Origin of the sequence: Pseudomonas sp. St29, from assembly GCF_001547915.1 — a bacterium.
GTDB lineage: Bacteria > Pseudomonadota > Gammaproteobacteria > Pseudomonadales > Pseudomonadaceae > Aquipseudomonas.
In genome coordinates, this window is sequence record NZ_AP014628.1 from 340,907 (window position 1) to 353,771 (window position 12,865).

Below are 12,865 nucleotides of genomic sequence, written 5' to 3' on the forward strand. Positions count from 1 at the left end.
CAGGAGCGGGCTTGCCCGTGAAGGGCCTCACAGCCCTTCGATCAACGCCCGGTAATCCTCCAGCGCCGCGAACTCCGCGGTGTCCTTTGGTCCTTTGCGACTGTCCGGCCGGCTGACCGCCAGCAACTGCGCCACACCGAAATCCCGCGCACTGCGCAGGATGGGCAAGGTGTCGTCGATGAACAGGCTGCGGGCCGGATCGAACTGGATGTCGGCCCGCAGCGCATCCCAGAACTGTGGATTTTCCTTGGGGAACCCGTAGTCGTGGGAGCTGATCAGACGCTCGAAGTAAGGCGCGAGCTCGATCCGTTCCAGCTTCAGGGACAGGGAATCACGATGGGCGTTGGTGATCAGGATCACCCGCTTGCCGGCGTTCTTGATGGCGGCGAGAAAGGTGTCGGCATCCGGACGCAGGGCAATCAGGTGGGCCGTTTCCAGCTTCAGCTCGCGTACCGGGAGTTTCAGTTCGGCGCTCCAGAAGTCCAGGCAATACCACTGCAACTGACCGGCATTGCGTTCGAACAGCGGTTGCAGCTCAAGCTCGGCCATGGCCCGGCTGACCCCATGCAACTCGGCGTAACGCTGGGGCAAGTGTTCCATCCAGAAGTGGTTGTCGTAGTGCAGATCCAGCAGGGTGCCGTCCATGTCCAGCAGGACGGTATCGATATCGCACCAGGGCAGCAGGGCCATTGAACACTTCTCCAGCGGTAAGAAAACAGCCTGTATAGTAACCCGCTATCGCCAAGGAGCTCGCTATGCGCCAGAAACCCACTGTACTCGCCCGCGAGATCGTCGCCACCAGTCGTCTGTTCTGTGTCGAAGAGGTGCAGTTGCGGTTTTCCAATGGCGTGGAGCGCACTTATGAGCGCCTGGTGGGCAAGGGTGCGGGTTATGGCGCGGTGATGATCGTGGCCATGCTCGACGCCGAGCATGCGGTGCTGGTGGAGGAGTATTGCGGCGGCACCGACGCCTACGAGCTGTCACTGCCCAAGGGCCTGATCGAGCCGGGGGAAGATGTGCTGGCAGCGGCCGAGCGTGAACTCAAGGAAGAAGCCGGGTTTGGCGCGCGGCAACTGGAGCATCTGACCGAGCTGTCGTTGTCCCCGGGCTACATGAGCCAGAAGATCCAGGTGGTATTGGCCACCGACTTGTATGAAGAGCGCCTGGAGGGCGATGAGCCGGAGCCGATGCGGGTCGACAAGATCAACCTGCGCGAGCTGGCCAGCCTGGCGCAAAATCCTCAGTTCAGCGAAGGCCGGGCCCTGGCCGCGCTGTACCTGACCCGCGACCTGCTGAGCCAGCGCGGAGCCTTTCCAGCATGAGCATGACTTCGATGAATTTTCCCCATCCTTTATTGGCGCCGGTGGCCGAGCTGGCCTTGCGCGCTGGCGAGGCGATCCTGCCGTTCTGGCGCGCCGAGGTGGCGGTCAATCACAAGGCGGACGAGTCGCCGGTGACCGCCGCGGACCTTGCGGCCCATCACTTGATCGTCGCTGGCCTCAGGGCCCTGGACCCCAGCATCCCGGTGCTCTCCGAGGAGGATGCCGACATCCCCCAGGACATCCGTGCTGGCTGGCAGCGCTGGTGGCTGGTGGACCCGCTGGACGGCACCAAGGAGTTCATCTCCGGCAGTGAAGAGTTCACCGTCAACATCGCCCTGATCGAACAGGGGCGGGTGGTGTTTGGCGTGGTATCGATGCCCACCAATGGCCGTTGCTATCTGGGGGGCGCGGGCCTTGGCGCCTGGCGCGTGGATCAGGGGCAGGCGCCGCAGGCGATCCGGGTGCGTGAGCAGCCAGGTGTTGGCGAGGCCTTTACCGTGGTGGCCAGCCGGCGCCATTCGAGTCCTGAGCAGGAGCGTCTGCTGGGTGGCTTGAGCGCGGCCCTGGGTGAATTGCAATTGGCCAATATCGGCAGCTCGCTGAAATTCTGCCTGCTGGCCGAAGGCGCGGCCGACTGTTATCCGCGCCTGGCGCCCACTTCCCAATGGGACACCGCGGCGGCCCAGGGCGTGCTCGAAGGGGCGGGTGGCGAAGTGCTGGATCTTGCCGGTGCGCCGTTCTGCTATCCCCCCCGGGAGTCGTTGCTCAACAGCTTCTTCCTGGCGCTACCGGCCAAGGCGACGTGGCGCGGCAAACTGCTGGAGCTGGCCCGCGCCTGATCGCCCCACGGCGACTTGCCTCTGCCACCTTTTGTGTAGGAGCCGGCTTGCCGGCGAAGGGGCCCTTGAGCCCTGTGCAAGAATTTCCGGCCTCTTCGCTGGCAAGCCAGCTCCTACAGAGTTGAGCTGGTTCCGAAACGGGTCAGCGGTGCAGGACGTACTGCCCGGCAAAGCGCACGGCGTCTTCTTCGCTGCCGGCGTTGACCACTCGGGTGTGCAAGGTCAGGCGGGCGCGGCCGTAACGCTGGTACGTCGCAAGGAATTTCTTCCAGACCTTGTCTTCCGGTGCCGGGCAGATGGCCACGGCATCGCCGGTGACCGGCAGCGGGTAGCTGATCTGGCCTTCCTGGATGACGATATGCCCGTCCTCAATCCCTTCTTCCTTGAGCCGCAAATGCAGCCAGCCCCAACCGGCCAGTACCGCGCCGCAATACAGGCTGCCACCGAACATGGTGCTCTTGTGGTTGACGTTGGCCTCCAGCGGCAGTTGCAGGCGCAGTTGTTGCGCCTGCCAGTCGAGTACCTTCAGGCCCATGTCCCGGGTCAGGGGAATGTCGTGGTGGAGGATGGATTCCAGGTATCGACTGTCGCGGTTCATGCACGGGCCTCAAGGGTGGAAGGGTGGATGGTGCGGTTCATTCGGACTCATCGCCGGGCTGGCTGGCACCGCTGTCGGCGAAGCTCAGGCCGTGTTTGCGCAGCTTGTCGTGCAGGGTCTTGCGCGGAATGCCCAGGGCTTCGGCAAGGCTGCGCAGGGAGCTGTGGGGCTGGGCCATTTCGGCGGCGATCAGGCTCTTTTCGAAGTGTTCCACCTGCTCGCTCAAGCCGCCACTGATCAGGGGCGGGGCGGCGACGGCGCCATGTTCCGGTTCGTTGTTGTCCAGGGCCAGTTCCAGGCCCAGGGCAAAGCGCTCGGCGGCGTTTTGCAGCTCGCGCACGTTGCCCGGCCAAGGGTGTCGCAACAGCAGGGCACGATGCCCGGGCTGCAGCTCCTGGAGCGGCAGGCCGTGGCGGGTACTGGCCTCGTCGGCAAAATGCTGGAACAGCATCAGTACGTCCTCGCCGCGTTCGCGTAGTGGCGGAATGCGCAAGGGGGCGACGTTCAGGCGGTAGTAGAGGTCGGCGCGAAAGCGTCCCTGGTCCGCGGCCAGGCGCAGGTCTTCCTTGGTGGCGGCGATGATGCGGATATCCAGGGGAATCTGCTGGTTGCCGCCCAGGCGCTCGACCACCCGCTCCTGGAGCAGGCGCAGCAGCTTGACCTGGACATCCAGGCTCATGCTTTCGATTTCATCGAGGAACAGGGTGCCGCCGTTGGCGAATTCGAACTTGCCGATGCGGCGCTTCTGCGCGCCGGTAAAGGCCCCGGGTTCATGGCCGAACAGCTCGCTTTCCACCACCGACTCGGCCAGGGCTCCGGCATTGATCGCCACGAACGGCCCGTTGCGCCGTCCGGAAAGGTCGTGCAGGGCGCGGGCCACCACTTCCTTGCCGGCGCCGGTTTCGCCGAGGATCAGCACATCGGCGCGGGTCGCCGCCAGGGCGCCGATCTGCTGGCGCAGGCGCAGCATCGGCGCCGACTGGCCCACCAGCCGCGCACTGAGCTCCTGGCGATCGCTGAGGGCCAGGCGCAGGCTGCGGTTGTCCAGAACCAATCGCCGCCAGTCCAGGGCGCGGCGCACGCTGTCCAGCAGGGCGTCGCTGGCGAAGGGCTTTTCCAGAAAGTCATAGGCGCCGGCGCGCATTGCCTGCACCGCCAGGGGCACATCTCCGTGTCCGGTGATCAGCAGCACCGGCAGTTCCGGATCCTGGGCGTGCAGCTGGTTGAGCAGCTCCAGTCCATCCATGCCGGGCATGCGGATGTCGCTGACCACCACCCCCGGCCAGTCCCGCTCCAGGCGCGGCGCCAGGCCCTGGGCCTCGGCCAGGGACAGCACCTTGAGCCCGGCCAGGTCCAGGGTCTGGCTCAGGGCCTGGCGCAGGTGCGGATCGTCGTCGATCAACACCACTTGCAACTGAGGGTCGAGGCTGTCGGGACGGGTCATCGCTCACTTTCCAGGTCGTGTCGTGGCCGGCAACGCCGGGCCGGGCGTGGTTGCCAGGTGATTGCCGCTGCGCGTCATACCCCGCGGTCCTCGGAGGGCTGCAGGCTGACTCCGGGGGCGCCGGCGCGCAGGCGCAGGGTGATCAGGGCGCCGCCTTCGCGGTGATTGGCGAACGACAGCTCGCCGCCGAAGGCGCGCATCAGGGTGTCGCAGATCGCCAGCCCCAGGCCCAGGCCCTGGGTCCGTGTCTTGGTGGTGTAGAACGGCTCCCCGGCGCGTCCCAGGGCTTCCATACAGAAACCGGGACCGTTGTCGCGGATGTACAGGTTGACGCCCGTGGCGGTGGATTCGGCACTCAGCCAGAGTTTACGTGGCGGGCCTTTTTCGGTCAGGGCATCCAGAGCGTTGGCCAGCAGGTTGCCCAGCACCTGGCGCAAGCGGGTTTCCCCGGCCTCGACCCACAGGGTGGCGGCCGGCAGGTCGCGGATCAGTTCCACTTCCATGGCCCGGCGACGCTTGGCCAGCAGGGCCAGGGCGTCATCCAGCGCCGGCTGCAGGGCCACGCTCTCCGGGGCGTGATGATCGCGTCGGGCGAAGGCCCGCAGGTGGGCGATGATCGAGGCCATGCGCCCGGTCAGTTCGCTGATCAGCTTGAGATTGCCCCGGGCATCGTCGGTGCGCTGATGGTCCAGCAGCACCTCGGCGTTTTCCGCGTAGCTGCGGATCGCCGCCAGGGGCTGGTTGAGTTCGTGGCTGATGCTCGCCGACATGGTGCCCAGGGCCGAGAGCTTGCCGGCCTGGACCAGATCGTCCTGGGCGCGCACCAGTTCCTGCTGGGCGGTTTCACGCTCCAGCACTTCCTGTTTCAGGCGCCGGTTGAGGCTTTCCAGGTCGCTGGTACGTTCGGCCACGCGCATTTCCAGTTCACGCCGGGCCTTGGCTTCGAAGGCGATCCGTTCCAGATAATGGCGGCGGCGCTGCATCATCAGCCCCAGCAGCAGCATCAGCGCCAGCAGCGCCGCAGCGCCGACCGCCACCACGGTGCGCACCGGGCGATCGATCAGGGTACGCGGAGCGAGGATGCTGACACTCCAATGGGTTTCCTCGATCGGCTGGGTCTGGGTCAGCCAGGCATCGGGATTGAGGTTCAGCGGGCGCGGATCCTGGGTCGGGTAGGGCTGGATGGCGACGATCGCCTGGCGTTCTTCGTCGCTCAAAGGGCGGGTCGCGCGAAAGCGCCATTCGGGGCGCGAAGTGATGATCACCACGCCATTGTGGTCGGTCAGCAGCAATTGTTCCGGGGTCCGTCCCCAGAGGCTTTCGGTGTGGTCCAGGTCGACCTTGACCACCAGCACGCCGAGAATCCGCTCGCCATCGCGCACCGCGGCGGCGAAAAAGTAGCCGCGTTTGGCCGAGGTAGTGCCCAGGCCGAAGAAGCGTCCGAGGCGACCGGCCATGGCTTCGCTGAAGTACGGGCGGAAGGCGAAATTGCGGCCGACGAAGCTGTCGCGCTTGTCCCAGTTGGAGGCCGCCAGGGTCTTGCCGCTGGCGTCCATCAGGTACATGACTTCGGCCCCGGTCTGGGCGCTGATGTTTTTCAGCAGGCGGTTGGCGTTGCCCTGGGTCACGCCGTCGTCGGGCGCGCCCAGCACGGCACGCAGGGCCGGCAGGTCGCCGAGAATCTGCGGCAGCACTTCGTAGCGGTGCAGGGTGCCCAGCAGGTTGGCCACGTACAGATCGAGGGTCTGGCGATTCTGACTGGTCAGCTCGTTGCGGTAGTAGCGTTCGGCCAAGTGCTCCAGCGGCCACAGCAACGGCGCCAGGCACAGGGCCAGCAAGGCCAGGCTGCGCCAGCGGGGACGACGGGGAAGGGGTGCGGTCATGGAAATGGCGCCTGTGGATACAGGCGCATTATGCCTAGCCCTGCTCGGCAAGACACTCGCGCAGTGCGCTGTGCCAGTCAGGCTGGGTCACGCCCCATTCCCGCGCCAGGCGGCTACAGTCCAGGCGCGAGTTCGACGGCCGCGGGGCCGGCGTCGGGTAGGCGCTGGCGGGGATGGCTTGCAGCACGGCGCAGGGCTTGCCGTTGGCCAGCAATTGCTCGCCGATGGCCTGGGCGAAACCGAACCAGGAAGTCTCGCCCTGGGCAGTCAGATGGTAGGTGCCCCAGGCGCCTGGCCTGCCGGCCAGCCAGCGTTCGATCAGGTCCCGAGTGCTGTTGGCGATGCTCCCGGCCCAGGTCGGCGCGCCGATCTGGTCGGCCACCACCCGCAGCTCGGGGCGCTCCTGCAACAGGCGCTGCATGGTCAGCAGGAAGTTCTTGCCATGGCTGGCATAGACCCAGCTGGTGCGCAGGATCAGGTGCTGCCCCTGAACCTGAAGAATCGCCCGCTCGCCGGCCAGTTTGCTCTGGCCGTAGACCCCCAGTGGATTGGGCTCGTCGTCCTCCACATAGGGCGTGTCCTTGCGCCCGTCGAACACGTAGTCGGTGGAGTAGTGGATCAGCGGCACGCCCAGGGCCTTGGCCTCCTCGGCGAAGATCCCGGGGGCCCTGGCGTTGATTGCAAAGGCCAGCTCCGGCTCGCTTTCGGCCTGATCGACAGCGGTGTGGGCGGCCGCGTTGATGATCAGGTCCGGCCGCACGGCTCGGACTTGCTGGCGGATCTGTTCCGGGTGGCTCAGGTCCAGTTGCTCGCGGCCCAGTACCACCAGCTCGCCCAGGTCGCCGAGTCGCTGCTGCAGCTCCCGGGAGACCTGGCCGTGCCGGCCGCTGATGAGGATTTTCAAGGGGGTGGTCATGGGAAGACTTCAGCCTCTGCCAGCAAGGTACCTGCCTGATCCTTGGCGGACAGTTGCGGCGGCTCGGTGAGCTGCCAGTCGATGGCGAGCGTCGGGTCGTCCCAGCGGATGCTGCGCTCGGCGGACGGGGTGTAGTAATCAGTGGTCTTGTAGAGGAACTCGGCGAAGTCGCTGAGCACCACGAAACCATGGGCAAAGCCTTCCGGCACCCAGAGCTGGCGATGGTTCTGTGCCGACAGCCGCACCGCGACCCATTGGCCGAAGTGGGGGGAACTGCGACGGATGTCGACCGCGACGTCGAGCACTTCGCCCTGGGTCACGCGCACCAGTTTTCCCTGGGTGTTCTGCAACTGATAGTGCAGGCCGCGCAGCACGCCTTTTTGCGAGCGGGAGTGATTGTCCTGGACGAATTGCACGCGAACCCCAGTGGCCTCTTCAAAGGCTCTGGCATTGAAGCTCTCGTAGAAAAAGCCGCGCTCGTCGCCAAAGACCTTGGGCTCGATGATCAGCACGCCGGGCAGGTCGGTGGGGATTACCTTCATTGCGACTCCCCTGCCAGAGTGAACAGGTACTGGCCATAGCCGGTCTTGCCGAAATAGGCGGCGCGCTCCAGCAGGTGCTCGCGGCTGATCCAACGATTGTCGTAGGCGATTTCTTCCAGGCAGGCGACTTTCAGGCCCTGGCGGTGCTCGATGGTCTGCACGTACTGCGAGGCTTCCAGCAAGCTGTCGTGGGTGCCGGTGTCGAGCCAGGCGAAGCCCCGGCCGAAGCGTTCCACATGCAGGTCGCCACGCTTGAGGTAGGCGTTGTTGACGTCGGTGATCTCCAGTTCGCCACGGGGCGAAGGCTTGACCTCTTTGGCGATCTGCACCACGTCGTTGTCGTAGAAATACAGGCCGGTGACCGCGTAGCTGGATTTTGGCTTCTTGGGTTTCTCCTCGATGGACAGGGCGCGGCCTTCGCTGTCGAAATCGATGACACCGAAACGCTCCGGGTCCTTGACCCAGTAGCCGAACACCGTGGCCCCGGAGCTGCGCTTGGCAGCATTGCGCAGTTGAGTGCCGAAGTATTGGCCGTGGAAAATGTTGTCACCGAGGATCAGGCACACCGGGTCATTGCCGATGAACGCCTCGCCGATCAGGAACGCCTGGGCCAGGCCATCCGGCGAAGGCTGCTCGGCGTAGCTGAAGCGCACCCCGAACTGGCTGCCATCGCCCAGCAGGTTGCGATACTGCGGCAGGTCCTGGGGGGTGGAGATGATCAGGATGTCCCGGATGCCGGCCAGCATCAGCACCGAGATCGGGTAGTAGATCATCGGCTTGTCGTAGATCGGCAGCAGCTGCTTGGAAACGCCGAGGGTGATGGGGTGCAGACGGGTGCCGGAGCCGCCCGCCAGAACAATGCCTTTGATCATGCAATCAGATCCTTGATGTCGGTGGAACCCAGGCGTTCGCCCTGGTAGCTGCCGTCCTGTACCCGGCGGCACCACTCGAGGTTGTCCAGGTACCACTGCACGGTCTTGCGCAGGCCGCTGGTGAAGGTTTCTTCCGGTACCCAGCCCAGGTCCCGCTCGATCTTGCCGGCATCGATGGCGTAACGCAGGTCGTGGCCAGGACGATCCTGGACGAAGGTGATCAGGTCGGCGTAGTGCGCGACGCCCTGGGGTTTTTGCGGGGCCAGCTCTTCTAGCAGGCTGCAGATGCCGCGCACCACGTCGATATTCTTCTGCTCGTTATGGCCGCCGATGTTGTAGGTCTCGCCGACCACACCCTCGGTCACCACCTTGAACAGGGCCCGGGCGTGATCCTCGACGTACAGCCAGTCGCGAACCTGCAGGCCGTTGCCATACACCGGCAGGGGCTTGCCGGCCAGGGCGTTGAGGATCACCAGCGGGATCAGCTTCTCGGGGAAGTGGAACGGGCCGTAGTTGTTGGAGCAGTTGGTGATCAGCACCGGCAGGCCATAGGTGCGCTGCCAGGCGCGGACCAGATGGTCGGACGCGGCCTTGCTGGCGGAGTAGGGCGAGCTGGGGGCGTAGGGCGTGGTTTCGCTGAACAGGTCATCGACGCCATGCAGGTCGCCGTAGACCTCGTCGGTGGAAATATGGTGGAAGCGGAAGGCCTGCCTTTGCGCTTCGGGCAGGCCTTGCCAGTAGAAGCGGGTCGCTTCCAGCAGGCTGTAGGTGCCGACGATATTGGTCTGGATGAAGTCCGATGGCCCGTCGATGGAGCGGTCGACATGGGACTCCGCTGCCAGGTGCATGATCGCCTGGGGCTGGAAACGTGCCAGCACGGCGCTGACGGTAGCCTGGTCGACGATGTCCGCCTTGACGAACTCATAGCGGCTGTTGCTGGCGATGCTCTGCAGCGATTCCAGGTTGCCTGCGTAGGTCAGCTTGTCCAGGTTCAGCACTTCGTGTTCCGTGTGCTGGATCAGATGGCGGATCAGAGCCGAGCCGATAAAACCGGCTCCGCCAGTGACGAGAATGCGCATGAGGGGTGGCCTGTTTTCAAAAAACGGTCATTTACCGCAAAAAGTGCAGCATAGCTTGTCGATACAGCTCCTGAGGTGCAACAGACTCCGTCATACGAATTGACAGTGGCTGAGTTTTTTCAGGTGCGGTTTTGTGCTTCTGCGACTACTCAGAGGGGTTGCGTATCGCCCTGCACAATGGCGATATAAGCGGCCGATAACAATTCCAGGGGTCGTTGTATGTTGCTCGCCACCTTGATCCACCGTGCCAGTCTGCCCAGTCCCCAGGTTAGCGCGCAGCAAGCGCTGGACCTGCTGGAAACCCATTACGGCCTGCAGGGGACCCTGCAGTCCCTGGGCAGCCAGCAGGACCTCAACTATCGCCTCGACTGTCCCCAGGGGCGCTTTGTCCTGAAGATCTGTCGCGGCGACTATTCGGTCCTGGAGTTGCAGGCGCAGCACGCGGCTCTCAAGCATCTGCAGCAACATCCCGAACTGCGAGTGCCGAGGGTGATTCCGGCGAAGAACGGTGCGGACCTGCTGTCCCTGGAGATAGCCGGGCAAGCGCTGCACGTCCGTCTGCTGGACTATATAGAAGGGCGCTCCCTGACCCACCTGCCGCACCTGAGCGTGGAGCTGGTGGCGGGCCTGGGTCGGCTCTGCGGGCAGATGGACCTGGCCCTGGCGGACTTCCAGCACCCGGGCCTGGAGCGCACCCTGCAGTGGGATGCGCGGCATGCCCAGGCGCTGATCGGGCATCTGTTGCCGGTGATCCGCGACCCGCAGCAACGGGTCTTGATCGCCGACAGCGCACAGCGGGCCGAGCGACGGCTGCAACCTTTGCTGGCGCAGTTGCCGGTGCAGGCGATCCATATGGATATCACCGATGACAACGTGGTCTGGCAGCGCGATGCCCTGCGTCACTGGCAGTTGCAGGGGGTGATCGATTTTGGCGACCTGATCCGCACCTGGCGCATCACCGATCTGTCGGTGACCTGCGCGGCACTGCTGCATCACGCCGAGGGCGATCCGCTGCGCATCCTTGCGGCGATCCAGGCCTATCACCAGGTCAATCCCTTGCAACGGGCGGAGCTGTTGGCGCTCTGGCCTTTGATCGTGGCGCGTGCCGCCGTGCTGGTGCTCAGTGGCGAGCAGCAGGTCAGCATCGATCCGGGCAACGACTATTCCCGCGCGAACCTGGCCCATGAGTGGGAAATTTTCCGGGTGGCCAGTTCCGTGTCTTTCGAGTTCATGGAAGCGGCCATCCTCAGCGCCGTCGGCCAGTCGTTGCCTGCGATCGGTAGCGAGGGTTTCGCCCCGTTGTTGCCGAGCCTGGTGGGCCGCGAGTTTGCCCTGATCGACCTGGGCGTGCTCAGCCCGCACTTCGAAGCGGGCAACTGGGAGCAGCCGGGGATCGATGATCGGCTGCTGGCCGAAGCCGGCGCCGCCCACGGCCTGGCCGCCAGCCGTTACGGCCAGTACCGCCTGTCGCAAACCCGTCCCGACAGTGCCGATGAGCCCTCCACCTGCGCCCTGCACGTGCAACTGCAAGTACCGGCGGGCACCGCGGTGGAAGCGCCGTTCGCCGGGGTCCTGCACCGTGGCGAGCAGGGCCTGTTGCGCCTCGATGGTCCGACCCTGAGCGTGCATCTGTGGGGTGTCGAGCCCTCCCTGCACCCGGGCGCGGCCCTGGTCAAGGGCCAGGTGCTGGGCGCAGTGGCGGCCGATGGCCGGCTCAGGGTCCAGCTGTGCCGGGGGGCCGAACTGGACCCACCACTGTTTTGCAGCCCGTCCCGGGCCCCGGCCTGGCAAGCCCTGTGCCCCTCGCCGGCGGCGCTGCTGGGGCTGGCCTGCGATGCCGAACCGGAGCTGGATCCACAGACCCTGCTGGAACGCCGCGATGCCAGCTTTGCGCGCTCGCAGAAGCACTACTACGTCGACCCGCCGCGGATCGAACGCGGCTGGCGCAATCACCTGATCGACATGCAGGGGCGTTCCTACCTGGACATGCTCAACAACGTCGCGGTGCTCGGCCATGGCCACCCACGCATGGCGGCTGTGGCGGCGCGTCAATGGTCGCTGCTCAATACCAACTCGCGATTTCACTATGCGGCGATCGCCGAATTCTCTGAGCGCCTGCTGGCCCTAGCGCCGGACTCCATGGACCGGGTGTTCCTGGTCAACAGCGGCACTGAGGCCAATGACCTGGCGATCCGCCTGGCCTGGGCCTACAGCGGCGGGCGCGACATGCTCAGCGTGCTGGAGGCCTATCACGGCTGGTCGGTGGCGGCCGATGCGGTGTCCACTTCCATCGCCGACAACCCCCAGGCCCTCACCAGTCGCCCGGACTGGGTGCACCCGGTGACGGCGCCCAATACCTATCGCGGCGAGTTCCGCGGCGCGGACAGCACACCGCAGTACCTGCGCAGCGTCGACCAGCAGTTACACAAGCTGGAGCAGCAGAACCGTCAGTTGGCTGGCTTCATCTGCGAACCGGTGTATGGCAACGCGGGGGGCATCTCCCTGCCGCCGGGCTATCTGCAGGCCGTCTACGAACGGGTCCGGGCCCGGGGCGGGGTGTGCATCGCCGATGAGGTCCAGGTGGGTTACGGGCGCATGGGCCAGTTCTTCTGGGGCTTTGAAGAGCAGGGCGTGGTGCCGGACATCATCACCATGGCCAAGGGCATGGGCAACGGCCAGCCTCTGGGCGCAGTGATCACCCGGCGCGAGATCGCCGAGGCGCTGGAGGCCGAAGGCTATTTCTTTTCCTCATCCGGCGGCAGCCCGGTCAGTTGCCGCATCGGCCTCGCGGTGCTGGATGTGATGCAGGAGGAGGGGCTCTGGGAGAACGCCCGGATGGTGGGTGAACACTTCAAGCAACGCCTGGAAGCACTCAAGGAGCGGCATTCGCTGGTGGGGGCGGTGCACGGTTCCGGTTTCTACCTGGGGCTGGAGCTGATCCGCAATCACCAGACCCTGGAGCCGGCCACCGAGGAAACCACCCTGCTGTGCGATCGCCTGCGGGAACTGGGGATCTTCATGCAACCCACCGGCGATCACTTGAACATCCTCAAGATCAAGCCGCCGATGGTCACCACGCGCCAGAGCGTGGATTTCTTCGTCGACATGCTGGACAAGGTGCTGGGCGAGGATCTGTAGGGGCTCGTCGTTCGCTTGCGTTGATCTCCATTCGCCGGCAAGCCGGCTCCTACACGCCTCAGTAGGAGCCGGCTTGCCGGCGAATGTGTTTATGGTTACTCGATTGTTATCGGTATTTTGTCGGATATTTTTCACGTTAAAGATTTATATGGCTTTTTAAGTCGATATTTATCGGATATAAAGTGACCGTCGTCAGGCGCGACCTTGTCGTGCCCCGTCCTTTTCCTATCCG

11 protein-coding genes are annotated in these 12,865 nt (G+C 65.0%); 3 read left to right on the plus strand and 8 right to left on the minus strand.

The features are described from left to right. Positions 1 to 27: 27 nt before the first annotated feature. The gene (gene yrfG / locus PST29_RS01525) at positions 28 to 690 is read right to left on the minus strand and encodes a GMP/IMP nucleotidase (protein ID WP_060837054.1); all 663 of its coding nucleotides are present in this window, start codon (positions 688 to 690) and stop codon (positions 28 to 30) included. 65 nt (positions 691 to 755) lie between these two features. Between yrfG and nudE the strand changes: the two genes are divergently transcribed. Then, on the plus strand, positions 756 to 1,322 hold the full coding sequence (nudE, locus tag PST29_RS01530; protein ID WP_060837055.1) for an ADP compounds hydrolase NudE: 567 nt from the start codon (positions 756 to 758) through the stop codon (positions 1,320 to 1,322). Between the two features lie 11 nt (positions 1,323 to 1,333). Then, positions 1,334 to 2,161, plus strand: coding sequence for a 3'(2'),5'-bisphosphate nucleotidase CysQ (gene cysQ / locus PST29_RS01535; protein ID WP_060842187.1), 828 nt, complete (start codon positions 1,334 to 1,336; stop codon positions 2,159 to 2,161). Positions 2,162 to 2,303: 142 nt separating this feature from the next. On the opposite strand, the gene PST29_RS01540 is transcribed toward cysQ, so the two are convergent. From PST29_RS01540 to rfbB, 7 genes are all read right to left on the minus strand, one after another. After that, on the minus strand, positions 2,304 to 2,759 hold the full coding sequence (locus PST29_RS01540; RefSeq protein ID WP_060837057.1) for a YiiD C-terminal domain-containing protein: 456 nt from the start codon (positions 2,757 to 2,759) through the stop codon (positions 2,304 to 2,306). 37 nt (positions 2,760 to 2,796) lie between these two features. Further along, a complete protein-coding gene (locus PST29_RS01545; protein WP_060837058.1) occupies positions 2,797 to 4,203 on the minus strand; it encodes a sigma-54-dependent transcriptional regulator in 1,407 nt (468 codons plus the stop codon). Between the two features lie 74 nt (positions 4,204 to 4,277). Next, positions 4,278 to 6,086 (minus strand): sensor histidine kinase, encoded by a 1,809-nt coding sequence (locus PST29_RS01550; RefSeq protein ID WP_060837059.1) that lies wholly within the window; start codon positions 6,084 to 6,086, stop codon positions 4,278 to 4,280. A 34-nt stretch (positions 6,087 to 6,120) separates the two neighbouring features. Beyond that, the gene (gene rfbD, locus PST29_RS01555) at positions 6,121 to 7,002 is read right to left on the minus strand and encodes a dTDP-4-dehydrorhamnose reductase (protein WP_060842188.1); all 882 of its coding nucleotides are present in this window, start codon (positions 7,000 to 7,002) and stop codon (positions 6,121 to 6,123) included. Beyond that, the gene (gene rfbC, locus PST29_RS01560) at positions 6,999 to 7,544 is read right to left on the minus strand and encodes a dTDP-4-dehydrorhamnose 3,5-epimerase (protein WP_060837061.1); all 546 of its coding nucleotides are present in this window, start codon (positions 7,542 to 7,544) and stop codon (positions 6,999 to 7,001) included. The genes rfbD and rfbC overlap by 4 nt, the downstream gene beginning before the upstream one ends. Continuing rightward, on the minus strand, positions 7,541 to 8,416 hold the full coding sequence (gene rfbA / locus PST29_RS01565) for a glucose-1-phosphate thymidylyltransferase RfbA (RefSeq protein WP_060842189.1): 876 nt from the start codon (positions 8,414 to 8,416) through the stop codon (positions 7,541 to 7,543). Before rfbA ends, rfbC begins: the two co-directional genes overlap by 4 nt. Next, positions 8,413 to 9,495: a dTDP-glucose 4,6-dehydratase gene (rfbB, locus tag PST29_RS01570; RefSeq protein WP_060842190.1), complete on the minus strand. Its 1,083-nt coding sequence runs from the start codon at positions 9,493 to 9,495 to the stop codon at positions 8,413 to 8,415. The genes rfbA and rfbB overlap by 4 nt, the downstream gene beginning before the upstream one ends. A 219-nt stretch (positions 9,496 to 9,714) precedes the next feature. On the opposite strand from rfbB, the gene PST29_RS01575 reads away from it, so the two are divergent. Beyond that, the gene (locus PST29_RS01575; protein WP_060842191.1) at positions 9,715 to 12,633 is read left to right on the plus strand and encodes an aminotransferase; all 2,919 of its coding nucleotides are present in this window, start codon (positions 9,715 to 9,717) and stop codon (positions 12,631 to 12,633) included. Positions 12,634 to 12,865: the final 232 nt, after the last annotated feature.

What these genes read in the sequence shown, in the direction of transcription:
- yrfG (WP_060837054.1), bottom strand. Translation starts at nt 690, where the DNA reads ATGGCCCTGCTGCCCTGGTGCGATATCGATACCGTCCTGCTGGACATG.
- PST29_RS01540 (WP_060837057.1), bottom strand. Translation starts at nt 2,759, where the DNA reads ATGAACCGCGACAGTCGATACCTGGAATCCATCCTCCACCACGACATT.
- rfbC (WP_060837061.1), bottom strand. Translation starts at nt 7,544, where the DNA reads ATGAAGGTAATCCCCACCGACCTGCCCGGCGTGCTGATCATCGAGCCC.
- PST29_RS01550 (WP_060837059.1), bottom strand. Translation starts at nt 6,086, where the DNA reads ATGACCGCACCCCTTCCCCGTCGTCCCCGCTGGCGCAGCCTGGCCTTG.
- PST29_RS01545 (WP_060837058.1), bottom strand. Translation starts at nt 4,203, where the DNA reads ATGACCCGTCCCGACAGCCTCGACCCTCAGTTGCAAGTGGTGTTGATC.
- rfbA (WP_060842189.1), bottom strand. Translation starts at nt 8,416, where the DNA reads ATGATCAAAGGCATTGTTCTGGCGGGCGGCTCCGGCACCCGTCTGCAC.
- nudE (WP_060837055.1), top strand. Translation starts at nt 756, where the DNA reads ATGCGCCAGAAACCCACTGTACTCGCCCGCGAGATCGTCGCCACCAGT.
- rfbB (WP_060842190.1), bottom strand. Translation starts at nt 9,495, where the DNA reads ATGCGCATTCTCGTCACTGGCGGAGCCGGTTTTATCGGCTCGGCTCTG.
- rfbD (WP_060842188.1), bottom strand. Translation starts at nt 7,002, where the DNA reads ATGACCACCCCCTTGAAAATCCTCATCAGCGGCCGGCACGGCCAGGTC.
- PST29_RS01575 (WP_060842191.1), top strand. Translation starts at nt 9,715, where the DNA reads ATGTTGCTCGCCACCTTGATCCACCGTGCCAGTCTGCCCAGTCCCCAG.
- cysQ (WP_060842187.1), top strand. Translation starts at nt 1,334, where the DNA reads ATGAATTTTCCCCATCCTTTATTGGCGCCGGTGGCCGAGCTGGCCTTG.